Origin of the sequence: Marinobacter sp., from assembly GCF_040904845.1 — a bacterium.
Taxonomy (GTDB): domain Bacteria; phylum Pseudomonadota; class Gammaproteobacteria; order Pseudomonadales; family Oleiphilaceae; genus Marinobacter.
Map to the genome: position 1 here is coordinate 21901 of NZ_JBBDSR010000070.1, position 21126 is coordinate 43026.

A 21126-nucleotide genomic window follows, 5' to 3' on the forward strand; every position below is an offset into this window, starting at 1 on the left:
GCTGTCAGGTTTCCTGCTCCCGCTCTTTTCCCTCGCGGATATTTTCCCGTGCTTCCTGGCGCTCTTCCCGATCGGCTTCCGGTACGTCGTGCTCATCGGCTCGCGAGGGCCGGAAGCACAAAGTGGCCAGGATCGGGAAATGGTCCGACCCAAACGGAGCCAGCCTCTCGATATTTCCGAGGGTAAAGTGTTCCGTGGTAAAGACGTGGTCCAGCGGCCAGCGAAGGTACCAGTGGCCGGCGTGGAACGTGCTGAACATGCCCCTGCCCCGCCGCGGGTCCAACATGCCGCTGATCCGGCAGAACAGCCGCGTGGTGCGTGACCAAGCCACATCATTGAGATCACCGGCGACGATAGCCGGGTAATCGCCCTGACGGATTTGCTGACCAATCAGCAGTAATTCCGCATCGCGCCAGAGGGATTCCTCACTTTCGCTGGGAGCCGGCGGCCTTGGGTGCAGCGCGTGTAACTTCACACGGTCACCGCTGGGCAGTTTGAGCCAGCCGTGTATCGACGGAATGTCATCCTGAATCAGATAATTCACCTCGGCTTCCTCCAGGGGAAACCTGGAATACAGGTGCATACCGTACAGGTTGTCCAGCGGCACCCGGATAATGGTTGGCCAGTCGCCAAAGGCCTTATCAAGCTGGTCGCCCCACCATTGGTCGGATTCCAGCGTCAGCAGCACATCCGGTTCCCGCTCCCGCACCTGACGAATCAGGGCATCGCTGTTACGGTTTGGCGTCAGCACATTGGCAACCATCAGTGTCACACAGCGTTCCTTCTGGCCCGGCTCGGCAGCGTGCACTTGCAGGGGCCAGAGCCGCGTCCATGGGAGGATGCGGTATAACTGCAGCACCAGGACCACGCTGCACAACCCGAGTACCCAGCCTCGCAACTCGCCCTGCGCCAGCCAGAAAGCGGCAATGGCCGTTGCTGTGGCCAGCGTGGCAATCTGCACCCGTGGAAACTCACACACCCGAATCCACCAGTCATGAAGGCGCACTTTGCCCAATATGGTTACCGACAGCAGGACCATCGCCAATATCAGTAGAAGATAAGTGATCAGATGCGCCTCCGGAGGTCATCGGTTATTTACACTTAACACCATAGACCATACGCGCAGATGGCTGAACTTTTGCTATCAACGGATCAAAAAAAAGGGCGCGGTCATCTCTGACCGCGCCCTTTTCTCGTAGCCAGTGGATTAATTCAGATCGAAGCGATCCGCATCCATCACCTTGTTCCACGCTTTCACGAAGTCTTTGGCAAAACGCTCTTTGGCGTCGTCCTGCGCATAGACTTCAGTAATGGCGCGCAGCTGTGAATTGGAACCAAACACCAGGTCGACCCGGGTGCCCATCCACTTCACATCGCCGGTTTTCCGATCCCGGGCTTCGAACTCATACCGCTCGTCAGACACTGGCTTCCATTCAATGTTCATGTCCACCAGGTTGACGAAGAAATCGTTGGTGAGTTTGCCCGGCGTTTTGGTCAATACACCGTGTTTGGACTGCTTGTGGTTAGCGTCCAGCACGCGCAGACCGCCGATCAGCACCGTCAGCTCCGGGGCGCTCAGGCCCAGAAGTTGCGCACGATCCATCAACATTTCCTCGTCCGGCACCGTGAAAGCCGTGCGGCGATAGTTGCGGAAACCGTCCGCATCCGGCTTCAGCCAGTCAAAGGATTCTGCGTCGGTCTGCTCCTCGGTGGCGTCTGTACGGCCCGGCGTGAACGGCACGTCAACGTTATGGCCGGCATCTTTCGCCGCTTTTTCGACAGCGGCGGAGCCACCCAGCACAATCAGGTCCGCGAGGGAGACTTTCTTATTACCGGATTGGGCACCGTTAAAGTCGCTCTGAATGCCTTCCAGCGTTTTCAGGACCTTGGCCAGCTGTTCAGGCTGGTTGACCTCCCAGTCCTTCTGCGGGGCCAGGCGAATGCGGGCACCGTTAGCGCCACCGCGCATGTCGGTGCCACGGAATGTGGACGCCGACGACCAGGCGGTGTACACCAGCTCAGAGACCGACAGGCCAGATGACAGGATCTTGCTCTTGAGGTCAGCAACATCCTGAGCGTTGACCAGTTCATGATCCACGGCGGGCACTGGGTCCTGCCAGATCAGGTCTTCGGCCGGAACTTCTGTGCCCAGGTAACGGTCTTTCGGGCCCATGTCGCGGTGGGTCAGTTTGAACCAGGCGCGGGCGAAGGCGTCTGCAAACTCTTCCGGATTCTTGTGGAAGTGCTCGGAGATCTTGCGGTACTCCGGATCTTCCCGCATGGCTATGTCTGCCGTGGACATCATGATGCCGACACGCTGCGAGCTGTCTTCCGCATCGGGAGCCATGTCTTTGTCGGCCAGGCCTTTCGCCTGCCACTGATTCGCCCCTGCCGGGCTCTTGGTGAGCTCCCACTCGTAGCCAAACAGCACATCAAAATAGCTCATATCCCAGGTGGTCGGCGTCGGCGTCCATGACCCTTCCAGGCCACTGGTGATGGTATCGCGACCATGGCCACTACCGTGCTTGTTCTTCCAGCCGAAGCCCATGTCTTCGATGCCACCGGATTCCGGTTCGGCTCCGACGTTGGATGGGTCACCGGCCCCGTGGGTTTTGCCGAAGGTGTGGCCGCCGGCGGTCAGTGCTACGGTTTCGTAATCGTTCATGGCCATTCGGGCGAAAGTTTCGCGGATGTCCTTCGCAGAACCCAGCGGATCAGGTTTACCATCCGGGCCTTCCGGGTTGACGTAGATCAGACCCATCTGCACGGCTGCCAACGGGTTTTCCAGATCACGCTCGCCGGAGTAGCGGCTGTTTTCCTTGTCGCTGGTGGCCAGCCACTCGTCTTCCGCACCCCAATAGATATCTTCTTCCGGCTCGTAAATATCTTCACGACCACCGGCAAAGCCGAAGGTTTTGAAACCCATGGTTTCCAGGGCCACGTTACCGGTCAGAATAAACAGATCCGACCAGGACAGTTTGTTGCCGTACTTTTTCTTGATCGGCCACAGTAGGCGTCGAGCCTTGTCGAGGTTGCCGTTATCCGGCCAGCTGTTCAGCGGTGCAAAGCGCTGAGAGCCAGAACCCGCACCACCACGGCCATCGCCAACACGATAGGTACCAGCGCTGTGCCAGGCCATACGAATGAAAAACGGTCCATAGTGACCGTAGTCTGCGGGCCACCAGTCCTGGGAATCGGTCATCAGAGCTGCAAGATCGTTTTTGACGGCTGCCAGATCAAGTTTTTTGAATTCCTCGGCGTAGTTGAAGTGATCGCCGAGCGGGTTTGACTTGGGGGTATGCTGATGCAGGATGCCCAGATTCAATTGGCCAGGCCACCAATCGTGGCTTGAGGGGCCTTTGTTACCCATGCTGGTCCTCGACCCATGCATGACCGGGCATTTACCTTCGCTGTTCACATCGTAAGCGTCCATTACTCTCTCCGTTTCTCGCCAAACTTGTTGGTGGTAAAACTCTTTATTCGTCACTATCCAATGTACTCCAATACCCCCACATTGGATTAAGTTGCATTTTCTAACCAGATCGATAGCTTGCATTTATCATGAGGCCGTCTGCAATAAACCACAGCAGCCACACTCGCAACCCGGACCACAGCAAGCATAGTCCGTTTTTCGCGGGTTGCCGTGGAAGTTGGGCAGTAGCACAATGGCGAACATAAAGGATCACGGGCGCACGTGCGCTGATTGAAGGAGAAACAGCATGGGCCAACAACAGGTACTGGAAGAAACCATTAGCCAACTGATTCACCCCGGCAAGGGCATTCTCGCTGCGGATGAAAGCGCACCCACCATTGCCAAGCGGTTTACGGCGGTCGGGGTTGAGTCAACCGAAGATAAACGGCGGGAGTACCGTAGCCTGATGTTTTCCACACCCGGTCTGGGTGATTACATCAGCGGCGTTATTCTTTACGAGGAAACGCTGGATCAGCTCAGCCTCGACGGCGAGCCCATGGCCGCACTCCTGCAGCGTCAGGGCATTGTTCCGGGCATCAAAGTGGATAAAGGCAAAGGCCCGCTGGCGAACGCACCCGGTGATGAGATCACCTTTGGCCTGGATGGACTGGAGGAACGCCTGCTGGGCTTTCGGGAACAGGGTGCCCGCTTTGCCAAGTGGCGCGATGTGTACCACATCACCGACACCAACCCCAGCCGGCTGGCGATGGAAGCCAACGCAGAAATACTCGCCCGGTACGCCGCTGTGTGCCAGTCTCTGGGCATCGTCCCGATTGTAGAGACCGAAGTGCTGATCGATGGCCATCACACGATCGAACGCTGCGCCCAGGTCAGCGAAGCGGTGCTAAGGGAGGTTTTCCGGGCGCTTGATCGCCACGGTGTTGGTCTGGAAGGCATGCTGCTCAAACCCAGCATGGTGACACCCGGTAAATCCCACACCAGCCAGGCCAGCCCGGAGCAGGTGGCACAAGCCACGTTGAGCGTATTCAGACGCGCCGTGCCGGCGGCCGTTCCGGGCATTGTGTTCCTCTCCGGCGGCCAAACGCCGGAACAGGCAACGGCCAACCTCCACGCCCTCAATCAACACGCCCCACAACCCTGGCAACTGAGTTTTTCCTACGGTCGCGCGCTTCAGGAACCGGCCCAGCATGCCTGGGCCGGAAACCTTGAGAATGGACCCGCCGCCCAGGATGCCCTGCACCTGCGGGCAAAGCTGAACAGTGCCGCACGCAATGGGGCCTACAAACCGGAGATGGAGAGCTGATCGGTTTCAGGCAGCGCGGGGGATGCTCACCGGTTGTTGCAGGCAGGCCAGCATGGGTTCGACCTGGCGGAGTTTGCGGGCCTCGGGCCAGAGCAATTCCGCTTCGGCGAAGCCCTGGCGGAGGTAGTTCAGCCATTGTTTGATGCGACCGGTCACAAACCGGTCTTCCAGGCGCGTTTGCAGGGCAATGGCGTATTCACGAACCAGAGCCACCGCTTCGGGCCAGGTCATATCCGGCACCGATTCACCGCGTTGGCTGGCGCGGATTTTCCGGGCCAGGTCCGGGCGTGCGATCAGGCCGCGGCCAATCATCACATCATCACAACCCGATACGTCACGACAACGCCAGTAATCGTCCACGGACCAGATGTCGCCATTGGCGATCACCGGCAGGCTCACTGCTTCCCGCGCTTTGGCGATGTCTTCCCAGTAGGCAGGCGGCTTGTAGCCATCGACTTTGCTGCGGGCGTGAATCACGATTTCCCCGGCCCCGGCGGCTTCCAGTGCCTGGGCGCAGGCTACGCCCATGGAGCGGTCTTCGTAACCGAGACGCATCTTGGCGGTCACCGGTATAGAGGCCGGCACAGCCGAGCGAACCTGCGCCACGATCTCGTGCATCAATTCCGGCTCCCGCATCAACACGCAACCACCCTTGTGCTTGTTGACGGTTTTGGCCGGGCAGCCAAAATTGATATCCACCTGGGTGGCACCGAGCTCGGCGGCTTTTGCCCCGTGGCGGCCCATTTGAACCGGGTCGGAGCCGAGCAACTGCACGGCAACCGGTACGCCTGCTTCGGTGAGCGAATCGTTGTGCAGTTCCGGGGCGTATTTGTAAAAAACGCGGGGCGGCAACATGCCGTGGGTCACGCGAATAAATTCGGTCACACAACGATCAATACCCCCGACTTTCGTCAAGGTTTCACGAATCGGTGCGTCCACCAGCCCTTCCATCGGGGCGAGGATTATTCGCATGGGGTCTCCGGGGTGTTCAAAGAATGAGCGGGGCGGAATTGTAGTGGGTTCCGCACCCGCTGGCCAGTCCCCGGCGGTGTCAGGAGGCCTTGCGATGGCGCTCCATTTCGTTGCGGTACTGCTCACCCAGGTATTCTTTCTGTTTGTCGGTCAATGCCTTACCGGCCATCTGAAACACTTCCTGTTCTTCTTCGTCCAGGTGATGGCTTACCAGATGCTTGAGGTCTTTGAATTTTTGCAGCCATTGGGGACTGCTGTAGTCGATTTCTGCCAGTTCCTCGACCAGATCATCCATCTCTTTATGTTCCGCCACACTGTGCCGGGCCTTGTCCTGGGTCAGATCCACAGTCAGCAACTGGGCATAGAAGCATTTCTCTTCCGCCGCTGCGTGCTGGGAGAGTTCGTCTTTCAGTTTGGCGAAATTTTGCTGGCGGAGCTGCTCGGCCCCCTGGGTATCTTCGAGCCTGTTCAGTAAATCCCGTTGGACTTCGTGATCGTGTCTGAGCGCTTCGAATACGTTCATATTGACCTCCTTGCCATTGGATGAAGACAACCACACACCTCAAAACTGTAGCGCAATACGTGACATTTGACGGTGACTGTTTAGTAATGAGCGGCGGCGGTTATCAGAGCCGTTCGATGGAGGCGAACTTGCCCTCGCCATCAAAAACAATGCGGAAACTGCCACGAACACCATCGCGCAGATAAAAGCGGGAGAGAATCCGCGCCGGGAAGCGGACAGAGCGTCCGTCCCGGGCGGTGGTATGAACATCGGTCGCCACACCCTGATAGAGCTTGATCCACTCATCCGGGCTGATGGCAATGTCCACAATGATCTGCTGCATGGGGGCTTTAGTTCGCCAGTTCCAGCAACAGACGGTTCAGGCGGGTCACATAGGCACCCGGGTCCTGCAGTTGCTCGCCGCTGGCAAGAGTTGCCTGGTCCAGAAGAACCGCAGACAGCTCGCCGAAGCGCTCGTCACCTTTTTCGTTTTCCAGGCGCTGTACCAGCGGATGGTCCACGTTGATTTCAAAGATCGGCTTGCTGTCGGGCACTTTCTGACCCGCCGCTTCCATGATCTTCTTCATCTGCGCGCCCATGTCGAAATCACCAACCACCAGACACGCCGGCGAGTCCGTCAGGCGGTTGGTCACCCGCACGTCCTGAACCCGGTCGTCCAGAGCCGTCTTGATGCGCTCAAGCAGGCCTTTATGCTCTTCGGCGGCTTCTTCCTTGTGCTTCTTGTCTTCCTCGGTTTCCACTTCACCGAGGTCGAGGTCGCCGCGGGCAACGTCCTGGAGCTGTTTGCCGTCGTACTCGCTGAGGTAACCCATCATCCACTCGTCGATACGGTCAGACAGGATCAACACCTCTATGCCTTTCTTGCGGAAGACTTCCAGGTGCGGGCTGCTCTTGGCGGCCATGAAGTTGTCGGCGGTGATGTAGTAAATCTTGTTCTGGCCTTCTTTCATGCGGCCAATGTAGTCGTCCAGTGACACGTTCTGGGTCTGCTCACCGGTCTGGGTGGTGGCAAACCGCAGCAGGCCGGCGATTTTCTCACGGTTGCTGAAGTCTTCCGCCGGGCCTTCTTTCAATACGGTGCCAAACTCACCCCAGAACTTCTGGTACTGCTCGGGCTCTTTCTTGGCCAACTTGGAGAGCATGTCCAGAACCCGCTTGGTGACCGCGGTGCGGATGCTTTCCACGGTGCTGTCGTTCTGTAGGATCTCGCGGGAGACGTTGAGCGACAGATCGTTGGAGTCAATCACACCCTTGGTGAAGCGCAGGTACAACGGCAGGAACTGCTCGGCGTCGTCCATGATGAACACGCGCTGTACATAGAGCTTGAGGCCGCGAGGCGCTTCCCGGTTGTACATATCGAACGGTGCACGGGCCGGCATGTACAGCAGGCTGGTGTAGTCGAGTTTGCCTTCAATCTTGTTGTGGGACCAGGTCAGCGGGTCTTCAAAATCGTGGGCGATGTGCTTGTAGAATTCTTTGTACTCTTCGTCTTTGATTTCGGTGCGCGGCAGGGTCCACAGCGCGGTGGCGTCGTTGACGGTTTCGTACTCACCCTGCTTCTCTTCGCCCTCACCTTCTGATTCGGCTTTCATAACCACGGGGAAGGAGATGTGGTCGGAGTATTTTTTCACGAGATTGCGAAGCCGGAAGCCATCGGCGAATTCTTTGGCGTCGGCTTTCAGGTGCAGGACAATCTGGGTGCCACGGTTTTCGAGGTTAGCCTGCTCGATGGTGAATTCACCATCGCCGTTGGACTCCCAGCGAATGCCCTCTTCAGCGGGCGTGCCGGCACGGCGGGTCAGCACTTCTACCTTGTCGGCAACGATGAATGAGGAGTAAAAACCAACGCCAAACTGACCGATCAGTTTGCTGTCTTTTTTCTCGTCTCCGGAGAGCTGCTGCAGGAACTCGGCGGTGCCGGAACGGGCGATGGTGCCAAGGTTCTGAACCACGTCTTCGCGGGTCATGCCGATGCCGTTATCGGTGAGGGTGACGGTGTTCGTTTCCTGGTCGTAGTCGAGGCGAATTTTCAGCTCTGGGTCGCTTTCATACAGGCTGTCGTCCTTCAGGGCCGCGAAACGCAGTTTGTCTTCGGCATCCGAGGCGTTTGAAATCAGCTCACGAAGGAAGATTTCCTTGTTGGAATACAGGGAATGGATCATCAGGTGAAGCAACTGCTTCACTTCGGTCTGGAATCCCAGGGTCTCTTTTTGCGCTTCTACCGTCATGGTTCTTTTGTCTCCTGCTTTGTTTGGTTTGGTGGAGCGGCGCGGGTACGGAGCCCGAGCCGTACAGGGACGTCTCGAGGCGTGTGCTTGCCTGCACCAATGCTTAATACGCTGAGTCCTGAAATGGGGGCAGACCGGGGCATTTCAAGCCCCGGTTAACAGGGGAAATCAGTCTTCTAACAGGAAGTGGGCTCTGGCAGTGGCAATCGGTTGGGAACGGGATTTCTGCCAGGCACTGACCATGATGTTGGCCACGCGGTTGCCCTGGCGGGTCAGGCGGCACTCGGCGTAGGTTTCGCGGTTCAGGCCGGCGCGTAGGTAATCCAGGGAAAAATCGACGATGCGGGGCATGCGCAGGCTGTCTTGCGACATCATCAGGTAGATGGCGGCGGACATTTCCATGAACCCACCGATCACGCCGCCATGGATAGCCGGGAGGATGGGGTTGCCCAGGTTTTCTTCCTTTTTGGGCAGCCGGAAGATCAGGTCATCCCCAAAACGCTCACATTCCAGGCCGATGAATCTGGCGTAGGGCACGCTTTCCAGCAGGCGGGAAAAATTGCCGGTTTCGCGGGTGTACCGGAGGATTTCAGGATCGGTCATGCTTCACCTCCGGTGATCAGGTCACGGTAGCTTTTGGGCGTCGCTTCCTTGCCGATGCGCATGAAGGTGCCCACGCAGTTGGCGATGGTTTCGCCGCCTTCCTGATAGGCCTCACAGCGGGTAAAGATGATGTTACGGGTGATCTTATAGGTCTCGGCGCGGGCAAATACCGGTTTGTGGGGTTCGGCCGGGCGCATGTAGTCGACTCGCAGGTCGAGGGTTGGGCACAACTCGAAATCCGGCAGCGCGCAGATAATCACCGATCCGGAGGTAGTGTCCATCAATGTGGTAATGGCCCCGCCATGGATGACGCCGGTGTCCGGGTTGCCGATAATCCGGTCGCTGTAGGGCAGGCGCATGGTCAATACGCCATCGCTGGCCTCTTCAACGGCCAGGCCCAGTTCCCGGGCCTGGTTCAGTGTTTCAATAAACCGGAGAACGCGGTTCAGTCGGGTATCGTCAGTCATTCAGTCGTGCCAGTTCGGTTGCTGTTGGTTTTTTGCGATGGTTCTGTTTTGGGGGCGGGTTCGTCAAAGACTTTGCCGGCCCTGAGCGCCTGAAGTGCATCGGAGCGGAACTCCCGACGGTAGAGAATCACCACCACCAGAGTCGATGCGCCAATGAACGCCACAGGGTGGATAAACCAGGCCACCACGGCGAGCGCATAGTAATAGGACCGCAGGCCGAGGTTGAAAGCGTCGCCGGCAAGGTTGCAAACCCGTGCCGCGCTTTGGGCAAACGCTTCCCGGCCAGCAGGGCTGGTTTTGGTGTCATCCGGGGGTGGTGCGCCCCCAATCAGCACAGCCACGAAATTGTACATGCGCATGGACCAGGTGAACTTGAAGAAGGCATAGATAAATACCACCAGCAGTACCACCATTCGCATCTCCCACACCGCCCGGCTGGGCAGGTTGCCGAATGGCATGGTGTTAAAGACTTCCATGACTTCCTGAGTGTACCCAAGCGCGGTAATTATACCGGCCAGTATCAATAGGCAGCTTGAGGCGAAAAAGGCACCGTTGCGCTCCAGATTACCAACAACGGACGCGTCGGAAATTCGGTTGTCGCGCCGCAGCATGACGCGCATCCAGTCTTCCCGGTAGAGGTCCAGGGTGTTCGACAGGCACGGCCTGTCAGTCGCTTTCCGACGTGAATACTCGCTGTACCCCAGCCAGCACACCAGAAACCAGGACAGCGCAATCAATTCCAGATATTCACCCATGCAGTATCCACGTTTGGCGTCAAAAAAGGTCGGGGTTAGAGCCTGTTATCATACACTTTGCCTCCAATCAGCTCCACAGATCGACGCTCCTTCAGTTCATCCCCACCTTGTTGGGAAATGGTATAAACTGCCGGTATTCAAACCGGAAATGCGGACCGCACCCGGATCAAGGACTGAATACAGGAGTTAATCGTGACAAACCGACTGTTCTTGCGCTGCCTGACCCTGATGTCTGCCTTTGCCGTGATAGCCGGGTGTTCCGTGAACCCGGTCACCGGGGAAAAACAGTTGTCCCTGATTCCTGAAAGCCAGGAACTGTCCATGGGCGCGGAGCAATACACCCCGACTCAGCAAACCCAGGGCGGCCAGTTCTATCTCGATCCGGAACTGACGGTGTACGTGCGCGAGGTGGGCCAGAAACTCGCCGCGGTCAGCGATCGCCCCGACCTGCCCTATGAATTTGTGGTGCTTAACAGCAACGTGCCCAACGCCTGGGCCTTGCCCGGGGGCAAGATTGCCATCAACCGTGGGTTACTGACGGAGTTGGAGGATGAGGCTCAGTTGGCGTCGGTACTCGGGCACGAGATTGTCCACGCCGCTGCCAGACACAGCGTCCAGCGCATGCAGAAAGGTATGTTGGTCAATGCAGGCGTTGCCGGGCTGGGCTTTGCGCTGTCTGATAATGAATGGGGCGGATTGCTGATGGGCGGCGCGGCCTTGGGTGCCCAGCTTGCCATGGCGCAGTACAGCCAGGGCGATGAACTGGAATCGGACCACTACGGCATCGAATACATGGTGGAAGTGGGGTATGACCCGCAAGCCGCAGTGGAATTGCAGGAACTTTTCCTGAAGCTGTCTGAAGGCCGGCAATCAAACTTCGTCGAGGGCCTGTTTGCCAGCCACCCTCCCTCCCAGAAGCGGGTTGAGGAAAACCGAAAACGGGTCAGAGAGCTGGGCGTTAATGGCAAGCGCAACAAGGATGTGTACGATCGGAAACTGGCCAAGGCCCGTGACCTGCAGCCCGCCTATGACGCTCATGAAGCTGCTCTGAAACTTGCAAGCGACGGCAACATGAGCGCGGCTCTGGGAAAAATCAATGAAGCCATCAAACTTGAGTCGGGCGAAGCCATGTTCTTCGCGCTCAGGGGCCGTATCTACGAAGAGCTGGACGAACAGACCAAGGCCGAAAAGGATTTCGACAAGGCGGTGGCGCTCTACCCCGAAATGTTCAGCTACCGGCTGCACAATGGCCTGAACGCTCTGGACCAGAACAAGCTCGACAAAGCCAAGGAGAATCTCAGCAAGGCCAACGAAGTGGTGCCCACCTCCATTGCTTTCCTGCGCCTTGGTGATGTGGCGGTCAAGCAGAACCGCCGCGAGGAGGCCATTCAGTATTACAGCACGGCGGCCAAAGCCGAGGGTGACGTGGCCGAAGAGGCCAGGCGCAAGCTGGCAAACCTGACGAACTAGGCAAATCGTACGATTAGAAAGGCCCGGCACACGCCGGGCTTTTTCGTGTTCACCGCTGATTTTTCAGAATTTTCCATGAAGTTGCCCTACTGACGCAAAAACCATGTCACCGTCCGCATTGACTTTTAGAGCAATAACTCTAAAAATTAGGTTACATCAACAACAATCGGACGATTGCCATGTTAGCGAAACGTATCCAACCGATGGTTTTCCAGGCCAGACGCCTTTACGTGGAACTGATGTTCCAGGTCATGGGCCGCGCGCTTCAGGCCGTCAGTGAGGTGGATGCCACAGTCCAGAAGGAAGCCCAAGGCCTGCCGGACGGTTTTCTGTTTGAAATGATGGTTATGCCCGAAGGTTCCAATCTGATCGTTGAGCATACCGGTAGCGGTCGTTTTCTTTATCACGGCACTACCGCGCCGCGCCCGGTGGACCTTTCCATCCAGTTCAAACACGTTGCCCACGCCTTTCTGGTGCTGTCTTTCCAGGAAAAAACATCGGTCGCCTTCGCCCACGACCGGATGCTGGTGGATGGTGATATCAGCTACGCCATTCGCATGACGCGGGTACTGAACCGTCTTGAATCCTTTATTCTGCCCCGGCTAGTCGCCAAGCGTGCGGTAAAGGAATACCCCGCTAATCTGCACCTGCCAGAAAAGCTGATCAGTGCGGCACGAATTTACCTCAAGGTTGCAACCCATTTTGTGGAAACGGTGAGAGCATAATGACGAACAAATACTATGAGTTCTTTTGCCCGGTTAAAGTCATCGCCGGTAAGTCTGCTCTGGAGCACATTCCCTATGAGCTGACGGGCATGGCCGCCAAACGCCCGATGATTGTGACCGACAAGGGCGTACGCGCCGCCGGCCTGCTCGACCCGGTTATTGCCGCCTGCGAGGAAAGCGGGCTGGAGATTGTCAGCATTTACGACGATGTTCCACCGGACTCCTCCACCTCGGTGGTCCGCGATATTGCTGGCGTCTATCGCAGTGAAAAGTGTGACTCGATCATTGCTGTCGGTGGCGGCTCCGCCATTGATACCGCCAAGGCCGTCAACATTCTGGTGTCGGAAGGCGGCGACGACATCTCAGTCTACACCGGGGCGGGCGTACTCAAGCGCCCGCTCAAGCCGTTCTTTGTGGTGCCAACAACCGCCGGCACCGGGTCCGAAGTCACCGCCGTGGCGGTGATCGCCGATACTGAAAAGCACGTCAAGCTGCCCTTCACTTCATCGTTCCTGTTGCCAAACGCGGCCATCATCGACCCGCGCATGACGCTCACGCTGCCGCCCCACATTACCGCAGCGACGGCTATGGACGCCCTCACCCACGCCACCGAGGCTTTCACCTGCATGGGTAAAAACCCCCTCAGTGATGCCTATGCCACGGCAGCGATCAAAAAGATCAGCACCTCTTTGCTGGCGGTGATGGATAACCCCAAAGACGCCGATGGCCGGCTGGAGCTTGCGCAGGCCTCCACCATGGCGGGCATTGCTTTTTCTAACTCCATGGTAGGTCTGGTGCACGCGCTTGGCCACGCCACCGGCGCTATCTGCCAGCTTCCGCACGGTCTGTGCATGAGCCTGTACATGCCCTATGTGCTGGAATATAACCTTGAGTCGATTCGCGAACCGTTGGGTGAGCTGCTGCTATATCTGGACGGCCCGGAGGTCTACGCTGCCACACCCTCGTCCCGCCGTGCAGAAGCCAGCATTTCAGCCATCCGCCGCCTGCGAGACGCGCTCTACAAGCACTGCAAGCTGCCGCGCACTCTGAAAGAGACCGGTAAGGTCACGGAAAGTCAGTTGGAACAAATTGCCGACCTGGCCCTGGATGACGGCGCTATTATGTTCAACCCCAAGGAAGTCAGCCTGGAGGACGCCCGGGCGGTGTTGCGCCGGGCCTGGGCCTGAAAATCAGCAGATCGTCAGGTGCCCGGATATCCGGGCACCGTTTTTCTCATCATGCATAAAGTATCTTCTTTTTCTCAATCTGCATAAATAATCATTGAAACGGCCTTACGATAAAGTAACAATTGGCGAGTTATTGGCAGGGATGTAGCCGAGTTAGCACCACGTACCAACATCGGGATGCCCCAATCTATGCCAACCAAGTCACTTTCCCATCGCATTGCACTTCACGCGTTATCCTTAATCGGTTTTTTGATCAGTAGCTCTCTTTTCTTTTCCGTCCTTGCCAACTCCAGCGAGCAAGACCGTGTCCTGCGCTTTAATGTGTCGCCCAACGGCTACCCTCCCTACCTGATCGTTGAAGACAACAAATCAGCCGGCATCATATGGGACGTGGTTAGTGTGATTGCCGACCGGATTGGCTATACCGTCGTTCCCGAGCAGATTCCGCGCAAGCGCGTTGACGCCATGCTGCTGGAAGGTCGTATCGATGCCACTTCGCGCGCCATCGAATGGACAGACAACCCAGACCGCTTTCTGTTCACCGATGCCATTGTTCCGCTCGAGGAAGTGCTGTTCATTCCCGCCAGTTCCCAGCTTGGCTACCAAAAGCCGGAAGACCTGTTTTCCAGAACGGTTGTGACCCATCTGGGCTATTCATACCCCGCTCTGGAGACACACTTTGAATCCGGCAACATCAAACGCTTTGATGTGTCCCGTGATCGGGATATGTTCAGGTTTGTGGTGCACGGTCAGCATTTTGATGCCGCCATCGCCGACCGCCTGGTGGGCCAGTGGATTCTGAAAAATGAAGGATTGCAGGGCGAGTTCCGTATCTCTAAAGAGAGCATCAGTAACTACCCCTTCCGCCTGATGCTCCGTAAAGACTGGACTGATTTTGCCGATCGGTTTAACGCGGAGCTCGCCGTCATTCAGGAAAACGGCGAGCTGGAAGCGATTCTTTCAGAGTACCGATAAGCGCCCGGATTATTCCAGGCGCCTGAGCAGCAGCATCGGTGAAACATTCAGCACAGGTCGCAACTGCCAGCGTCCGAACAACGCCAAAACGATGGCGCTGAAGACCGGTATCGGCAAAACCACCGACCAGTGCCACTGGAACTGCCCTTCGAACATGCGGAACTGCAGGGCCCAGACCGCAGCTTCCGCCGCTATCACCCCGAGTATCCCGGCAAACAGCCCGAGCAGCGCAAACTCCAGCATCGTGCTGCGCACCAGCAGGGACTGACGCCCCCCCAATGTTCTCAGCAACGCGCCTTCCCGCTGGCGATCCTGCAGGGTGGCGCTGACTACCGCAGCCATCACCACCAGCGCCGCGGCCAGGATCAGGGCCAGAATGGCTTCAATGGCCTGGGTAACCTGCTGAACAATAGCCTGAATGCGCTGGATAATATGATCGATCTCCAGCACGGACACGGTGGGATACTCCCGCGAAAACTCGTTCAGCATCGACTTGTCGCCACCGGGCAGGTAGAAGCTGGTGATCCACGTAGCGGGCATATCCTCCAGCCCACCACCAGGTGGAAACGCCATGTAGAAGTTCGGTTTCATGCTGTCCCACTGCACCGTGCGTATGCTGGTAACCGGCTCAGTTACTTTGTCGGAACCAATGGTGAACGTCAGCTCGTCACCTACTCTCAGGCCCAGTTTTTCCGCCAGCTCGGCCTCCACTGACACGCCCGTGGTGTCGCCCGATTCGAACCACTCACCCTCGATGATTTCGTTGTCATCCGGTAACGAGTCCATCCAGGTCAGGTTCAGTTCACGGTTAATCGCACCGACCCGTTCGTCCTTGGTCACCGATTCTTTCACGGGGTCTCCGTTCAATTCGGTGAACCGTCCCCGCACCATGGGATACAAGGTGTCCAACGGCTGCCCACGGGTCTGCCAGAACTCATCGATCTCATTGACAGCATCCGGCGCGATGTTGATCAGGAAATGGTTGGGGGTGTCTTCAGGCAACTGGTCCTGCCAGTCTGCGAGCAGTGAGGTTCTGACCAGAATCAGCGTGGCCGCCAGCATAAGCGTCATCGCAAACACCGCGATCTGGGACAGGCTTGCACGTCGGTGACGATACAATCCGACCAGCGCCAGACGCCAGGCATTACCGCCGCCGCTTATTTTTCGCAGGCTCAGCACCATGATCCAGCCCAGCAGTGCAAGGGTCCCCAATAACAGCGCCAGCCCGCCAAGCAGGGCCAGTACCAGGGATATTTCGCCCGCGTACATCCATACCAGGCCGAATACCGCCAATACCGCAATGACCACATCGGGCAAGGCCTCCCGGCCGGATTCACCGGGCTGGGACCGCAACACCCTCATGGCCGGCACATGACGTAGCCGGCGAATGGGCGGATAGGCAAAGGCAAACAGCGACACCAAGGCCGTCAGCAACGCAGGCACCAGAGCCCCGGGGTCAACCTGATAGTCCACCGAGCGGTCCAGCACATCGCTGAGCAGCTTGGAGAGCAACCAGTACAGCGGCAAGGCAATAATCAGCCCACCAACCGCACCGGCCACTCCCCACAGCCCGAGGCGTTTCAGATACAACTTGCCAATGCCGCGGCTGCGAACGCCCAATGTTTTGAGCAACGCGACAGTGTCCCGCTGTGACAGCGCGTATTGCCGGCTGGCAACGGCGACTGCGACAGCCGCCAGCATCACCGCCAGGCTACCGCCAAGCAACAGGAAGCGCTCCGCGCGCTGAAGAGATTGGGAGAAGGTTTCCCCGTCCCGCACCCCTTCCCATTCATGGCTGGGTTCCAGCTGCGGCTCCAGCCATTGATAGTAGGATTCCAGCGCCGACTCTTCTCCGGCGAACAGGTAAATGTACTCCACCCGGCTGCCTTCTTGCAGAACGCCGGTCTCCGGTATGTCGTCCACGTGCATCATCACCCTAGGGGCCAGCGCCGACAGCCGAAAACCACCATCGGGCTCACGGACCAACAGGCCAGAGACCGTCAGCTCCAGATTACCCACCTCCAGAGCGTCACCCACTTCTATATCCAACAGCCTGAGCAGCCTGGGGTTGATCCAGACCTCCCCTGACCCGGGGCCTTGCGACACCACTTGCCGGGGCTCATCAGGGCCACGCTGGTATTCGATTTGTCCGCGCAGCGGGTACTCGTTACTGACCCCCTTGATCGATACCAACTGGTAGCTGTCCGCCCCGAAAACCATGGTTGAGAATTCAACCATCTGACCGGTTTCCAATTGACGATTCTTTGCTTCGGCAAGCCAGGCCTCAGGAACAGGCCGGCCGTTCTCTGCTTCGAGCTGGCGATCAGCGGCCAGGAACGAACTGGCGGATGTCACCAGAGTACGCTGCAACTGGCTGGCGAACAGGGCGATGGTGGCAACCGTAGCAACTGCGATCATCAGCGCAGCCAGCACCACGCGAACATCGCGCTCGCGCCAGTCACGCCGAATGGACATGAGTTTCTGGGACGCAGCCATCAGGACACCGGCTCCTCTGTGTTGGCCGCGTCTGGCTCAGTCAGGATGCCAGCCTCAATGTTGAATTGCCTGCCACAGCGCACCGCCAGGTGTTCATCGTGGGTCACCATCACCAGGGTGGTGCCCTGCTCCCGGTTGAGCGCCATCAGCAGGTCAGACACCGCCTGACCCGTGCGGTTGTCGAGGTTGCCCGTAGGCTCATCCGCAAACAGCACGACCGGATCTGACGCGAAGGCCCGCGCGATCGCTACCCGCTGCTGCTCCCCGCCGGATAGCTGCCGCGGAGTGTGGTTGAGGCGTTCGCCCAGGCCCACGCGCTCAAGCAGTTCCCGCGCTTTTTTCGCGGGCGCATCCATGCCACCCAGTTCGAGCGGCAACATAACATTCTCCAGCGCCGTCAACGCCGGCAGCAGCTGGAAAGACTGAAACACAAAACCGACCCGCTGTGCCCGAAGTTTTGCACGCTCGTCTTCGGACAGTTTGCTGATAAGGGCACCGTCGAGCGCCACCGTGCCTTCCGTTGGGGTATCCAGCCCAGCCAGCAGACCCAGCAAAGTGGTTTTACCTGAGCCGGACCGGCCGACAATCGCTACGGACTCTCCACGATTGATTTCCAGACTGACCCCCTGCAAGATCGTCAACGTATCGGTTTCGAGCCGGACTCTATGAGTCAGGTTGCTGACTTTTAGCATAGGTTTGTACTGCCCTTGAGTAGGAACGTCGGTCAGGTTGCTCACGAATTCTCCATCGGTTTTACGTCTTTAAACAGGTTGTCTATGGATACGGTATTTTTACGTCTGAGATCAATAGTTTTCGTCGCTTTTCTTTGCGTCTTTACACAAGCCCAAGCCAATCAGGGTGAGACTTCCGATACTACCTTATTGATCGTCGGAGACAGCCTCAGCGCCGCCTACGGCGTGCAATCGGATGAAGCCTGGGTCGCGCTGCTGCGCAACCGGCTTGACGCCGAGGGCCTGGGTAACTGGCAGGTCGTCAATGCCAGCATCAGTGGTGAAACCACCGACGGCGGTCTGCGCCGCCTGCCTGACCTGCTCGATGAAAATACGCCCGATGTGGTAGTCATCGAGCTGGGCGGCAACGACGGCCTGCGCGGCTTCCCCCCGAATGTGATCGAAGAAAACCTGGCAAAAATGATTGAACAGGTCCGTGAATCCGGTGCCCACACCCTGCTGGTCGGCATGCAGATTCCACCGAATTACGGCGAACGCTATACCCGGGCGTTTGCGGACATATTCCCGAAACTGGCCGCACAGTATGACACCGGGCTGGTGGAGTTCTTTCTCGATGGCATCTACAACCAGGACGGCATGATGCAGGACGACGGCATTCACCCCACCGCCGAGGCGCAAAGCCAGTTGCTCACCAACATCTGGCCGCAGCTGGCACCGTTGTTAAAATAGACCGTATGTCGGGATTGCCCGGCACACGCCTGGCTCTTCTTATTTCCTTTCGACCGAAGACCCGACCACCGACTGAACGTGGGCCACTGCACGGCGCTCCGACCAGTAGTAGCCATCCCGGGCGTGTTCAACAAAACCCACGTGGCCACCCCAACGAGGAGCCTCCAACTGAACGTGCCGGCCCAGCAGCTCGCTGGACTCCGGAAAACACCGGGGCGACAGGAAAGGGTCATCCGCCGCATTCACCATCAGCGACGGCACCCGGATATCCTTCAGCTTACCCAGCGCGGAACAGCTGGACCAGTAGTCATCGGCATCGCGAAAGCCATGAAGTGGCGCAGTGTACCGATTATCGAATTCGTGAAAATTACGAATAGTCTCGAAGCCGGTCACATCGATCTGTTCCGGAAACCGCGTGGCCTTCTCCTGCATCTTCCCCTGCAGGTCCCGGAGGAACCGTTGCATGTAGATTTTCCGGCTGGGCTTGGCGAGCTCATCGGCGCTGCCCGCCAGGTCACAGGGCACCGAGTAGGCAACGGCCCCGCAAATCCGGCTGTCCACGTTCTCCGATTGCTGCCCCAAATACAGTAACGTGAGGTTTCCGCCCATACTGAAACCGGACAGAAATAAGGCCCGATAATCCTTGGACAGGCCGTGGCGAACCACCCGATCCAGGTCTTCCGTGGCACCACTGTGATAGAACCGGGGTTGCAGGTTCATGACCCCGCCGCAGGAACGGAAGTTCCACGCCAGTACGTCCCAGCCTTCCGTCAGCAACGCACGAGCCATACCCAGAACATAGGGCCGGCGGCTATGGCCCTCAAGCCCATGAGAGAGGATCGCCAGCCGGTCACTGCCCTGGCGATACCAGTCCAGGTGTAGCTCGTCGTTATCACTGGTGGTCAGAACCTCGGTTTCCGGCTCGGCCATGGGCACTTTGCGAAATAACGTGGGCCACACCGATTGCAGGTGGCCGTTACGAAGCCAGGGCGGCGGCCGATATCGCAGTACACGCTTGCCGATATCGGGCGGAACCGGGTGGGGAGCAGACTGATAGTACAAATTTTAACCTTTCAATTCAGAGGGTTGACCCTGGCGAATAAAGCCCTTAATATTCTCACCGCTAAGCTGTTCCCTGATAGCTCAGTTGGTAGAGCAACGGACTGTTAATCCGTTTGTCGCTGGTTCGAGCCCAGCTCGGGGAGCCACGTATTCCAAAATGCCGCTGTTTCTGATGAAGCCAGCGGCATTTTTCGTTTCAGACCTCAGAATACCTGAGGCTGCTGCATAAAAGCCTGCAACACCCGATACAGAGTGAAACCGTCTTCGGTGCCGGTCATTTCACGGATCGAGTGCATGCCCAACTGGGGCACGCCGATATCCAGCGTGGTCACCCCAAGGTTCCCCGCCGTCAGCGGACCGATGGTGCTGCCACAGCCCATATCACTGCGCACCACAAAGGTCTGGTAAGGCAGCCCCAGCTCGTCGCTGATGAGACGATAGACGCCTGCGGAGCGGCTGTTACTGGCGTAGCGCTGATTGTGATTGACCTTGATAACCGGGCCCTGGTTGAGCAGCGGGCCATGGTTCTCGTCATGACGATCCGCGTAGTTGGGGTGAACGCCGTGGGCATTATCCGCCGAGATCATCATCGAACGGGCAATGGCACGGGACTTGTCCGCCCCACACCAACGATCCAGGACCGCTGACAGGAAGGGCCCCTGGGCACCCTCGGCCGACATGCTCCCAACTTCTTCATGGTCGTTGCAGACCAGCAGCGCGGGTTCGTCACCCGAGGCGTCCATCAACGCCTGCAACCCGATGTAGCAGCTGAGCAGGTTATCCAGCCGCGCCGAGGCAATAAACTCGTCCCGCAGTCCCACAAAGGACGCACCGCACGCATCGTAAAAGCCCAGCTCATAACCCAGCACCTTGCGCACCTGAATACCGGATTCGCTGGCGATCTGGTGTTCCAGCAGCGACGCAAAGGTGGTGGTATCGGAATCCGGCACCTGCATCATGACCGGTGGCAGGTCCGTCTGAGCGTTGATGGTGCGGTTGCTGTTGGCCTCACGATCCAGGTGAATCGCCAGGCTGGGTATGAACGCTACCGGCTTACGGAAATCCACGAGCGTATCCCTGACCGTGCCAGCGTCATCCAGCACGGTAACGCGACCCGCCAGCGACAGGTCACGATCAAACCAGGGGTTCAGCAACACACCGCCGTAGACCTCGACACCCAGCTGAAAAAAACCTTTACGGCGCAGTTCCGGGTTCGGTTTTACCTTCAGGCAGGGGCTGTCCGTATGTGCACCCACCATGCGGACGCCCTTGCCGACCACATCGCCCTGCCCGGTCCGAAATGCGACAATGGATGAGCCATTGCGAATCACGTAGTAGCCCTGCCCTGGCTTCAGCGCCCATTCGTCTTTCTCATCCAACGCCGTAAAGCCGGCCTCATCGAGACGATCCTTCATGGTGGCCACTGCGTGCCAGGGAGTTGGTGAGGAATCGAGAAAGTTCAGCAGACCTTGATTAAACTGCGCGTGTTCCATGATGCTCCTGATT

The 21126-nt window shown here is 58.0% G+C and carries 19 protein-coding genes and 1 tRNA gene; 7 read left to right on the top strand and 13 right to left on the bottom strand.

What is annotated here, in order from left to right; translation table 11 throughout:
• Positions 1 to 4 precede the first annotated feature (4 nt).
• Positions 5 to 1039, bottom strand: coding sequence for an endonuclease/exonuclease/phosphatase family protein (locus WD429_RS09270; RefSeq protein ID WP_368421895.1), 1035 nt, complete (start codon positions 1037 to 1039; stop codon positions 5 to 7).
• 168 nt (positions 1040 to 1207) lie between these two features.
• On the bottom strand, positions 1208 to 3433 hold the full coding sequence (gene katG, locus WD429_RS09275; RefSeq protein ID WP_368421896.1) for a catalase/peroxidase HPI: 2226 nt from the start codon (positions 3431 to 3433) through the stop codon (positions 1208 to 1210).
• 286 nt (positions 3434 to 3719) lie between these two features.
• Between katG and WD429_RS09280 the strand changes: the two genes are divergently transcribed.
• Positions 3720 to 4736: a class I fructose-bisphosphate aldolase gene (locus WD429_RS09280; RefSeq protein WP_368421897.1), complete on the top strand. Its 1017-nt coding sequence runs from the start codon at positions 3720 to 3722 to the stop codon at positions 4734 to 4736.
• Positions 4737 to 4742: 6 nt separating this feature from the next.
• Here WD429_RS09280 and WD429_RS09285 read toward each other — a convergent pair whose 3' ends face one another.
• The 7 genes from WD429_RS09285 to WD429_RS09315 all read right to left on the bottom strand — a co-directional run bounded on the left by WD429_RS09285 (position 4743) and on the right by WD429_RS09315 (position 10284).
• On the bottom strand, positions 4743 to 5708 hold the full coding sequence (locus WD429_RS09285; protein WP_368421898.1) for a tRNA dihydrouridine synthase: 966 nt from the start codon (positions 5706 to 5708) through the stop codon (positions 4743 to 4745).
• 79 nt (positions 5709 to 5787) lie between these two features.
• On the bottom strand, positions 5788 to 6231 hold the full coding sequence (locus WD429_RS09290) for a hemerythrin domain-containing protein (protein WP_368421899.1): 444 nt from the start codon (positions 6229 to 6231) through the stop codon (positions 5788 to 5790).
• Positions 6232 to 6334: 103 nt separating this feature from the next.
• Complete coding sequence (locus WD429_RS09295; protein ID WP_368421900.1) at positions 6335 to 6553, bottom strand: DUF2835 domain-containing protein; 219 nt, start codon at positions 6551 to 6553, stop codon at positions 6335 to 6337.
• Between the two features lie 7 nt (positions 6554 to 6560).
• The gene (gene htpG, locus WD429_RS09300; RefSeq protein ID WP_368421901.1) at positions 6561 to 8459 is read right to left on the bottom strand and encodes a molecular chaperone HtpG; all 1899 of its coding nucleotides are present in this window, start codon (positions 8457 to 8459) and stop codon (positions 6561 to 6563) included.
• 168 nt (positions 8460 to 8627) lie between these two features.
• On the bottom strand, positions 8628 to 9062 hold the full coding sequence (locus tag WD429_RS09305) for a PaaI family thioesterase (RefSeq protein WP_368421902.1): 435 nt from the start codon (positions 9060 to 9062) through the stop codon (positions 8628 to 8630).
• On the bottom strand, positions 9059 to 9529 hold the full coding sequence (locus WD429_RS09310; RefSeq protein ID WP_368421903.1) for a PaaI family thioesterase: 471 nt from the start codon (positions 9527 to 9529) through the stop codon (positions 9059 to 9061). Before WD429_RS09310 ends, WD429_RS09305 begins: the two co-directional genes overlap by 4 nt.
• Complete coding sequence (locus WD429_RS09315) at positions 9526 to 10284, bottom strand: DUF599 domain-containing protein (protein WP_368421904.1); 759 nt, start codon at positions 10282 to 10284, stop codon at positions 9526 to 9528. The genes WD429_RS09310 and WD429_RS09315 overlap by 4 nt, the downstream gene beginning before the upstream one ends.
• Positions 10285 to 10512: 228 nt before the next feature.
• On the opposite strand from WD429_RS09315, the gene WD429_RS09320 reads away from it, so the two are divergent.
• From WD429_RS09320 to WD429_RS09335, 4 genes are all read left to right on the top strand, one after another.
• On the top strand, positions 10513 to 11754 hold the full coding sequence (locus tag WD429_RS09320; protein ID WP_368421962.1) for a M48 family metalloprotease: 1242 nt from the start codon (positions 10513 to 10515) through the stop codon (positions 11752 to 11754).
• Positions 11755 to 11933: 179 nt separating this feature from the next.
• The gene (locus WD429_RS09325) at positions 11934 to 12479 is read left to right on the top strand and encodes a hypothetical protein (RefSeq protein WP_368421905.1); all 546 of its coding nucleotides are present in this window, start codon (positions 11934 to 11936) and stop codon (positions 12477 to 12479) included.
• Entirely contained in the window at positions 12479 to 13666 is a 1188-nt protein-coding gene (locus tag WD429_RS09330; RefSeq protein WP_368421906.1) for an iron-containing alcohol dehydrogenase, read from the top strand. The genes WD429_RS09325 and WD429_RS09330 overlap by 1 nt, the downstream gene beginning before the upstream one ends.
• Before the next feature lie 189 nt (positions 13667 to 13855).
• On the top strand, positions 13856 to 14641 hold the full coding sequence (locus tag WD429_RS09335; RefSeq protein ID WP_368421907.1) for a substrate-binding periplasmic protein: 786 nt from the start codon (positions 13856 to 13858) through the stop codon (positions 14639 to 14641).
• A 9-nt stretch (positions 14642 to 14650) separates the two neighbouring features.
• Here the strand turns inward: WD429_RS09335 and WD429_RS09340 are convergent, their stop codons facing one another.
• Both WD429_RS09340 and WD429_RS09345 read right to left on the bottom strand, forming a co-directional pair.
• Complete coding sequence (locus WD429_RS09340) at positions 14651 to 17137, bottom strand: ABC transporter permease (RefSeq protein ID WP_368421908.1); 2487 nt, start codon at positions 17135 to 17137, stop codon at positions 14651 to 14653.
• Positions 17137 to 17829, bottom strand: a complete 693-nt coding sequence (locus WD429_RS09345) for an ABC transporter ATP-binding protein (protein ID WP_368421963.1) — start codon at positions 17827 to 17829, stop codon at positions 17137 to 17139. The genes WD429_RS09340 and WD429_RS09345 overlap by 1 nt, the downstream gene beginning before the upstream one ends.
• Positions 17830 to 17913: 84 nt before the next feature.
• Here WD429_RS09345 and WD429_RS09350 point away from each other — a divergent pair, with 84 nt between their 5' ends.
• Positions 17914 to 18558, top strand: coding sequence for an arylesterase (locus WD429_RS09350; RefSeq protein WP_368421909.1), 645 nt, complete (start codon positions 17914 to 17916; stop codon positions 18556 to 18558).
• Between the two features lie 39 nt (positions 18559 to 18597).
• Here the strand turns inward: WD429_RS09350 and WD429_RS09355 are convergent, their stop codons facing one another.
• Positions 18598 to 19620: a YheT family hydrolase gene (locus WD429_RS09355; protein ID WP_368421910.1), complete on the bottom strand. Its 1023-nt coding sequence runs from the start codon at positions 19618 to 19620 to the stop codon at positions 18598 to 18600.
• A gap of 70 nt (positions 19621 to 19690) precedes the next feature.
• Here WD429_RS09355 and WD429_RS09360 point away from each other — a divergent pair.
• Positions 19691 to 19766, top strand: a tRNA-Asn gene (locus WD429_RS09360).
• A 57-nt stretch (positions 19767 to 19823) separates the two neighbouring features.
• Here WD429_RS09360 and WD429_RS09365 read toward each other — a convergent pair.
• A complete protein-coding gene (locus WD429_RS09365; RefSeq protein WP_368421911.1) occupies positions 19824 to 21113 on the bottom strand; it encodes a M18 family aminopeptidase in 1290 nt (429 codons plus the stop codon).
• Positions 21114 to 21126 lie beyond the last annotated feature (13 nt).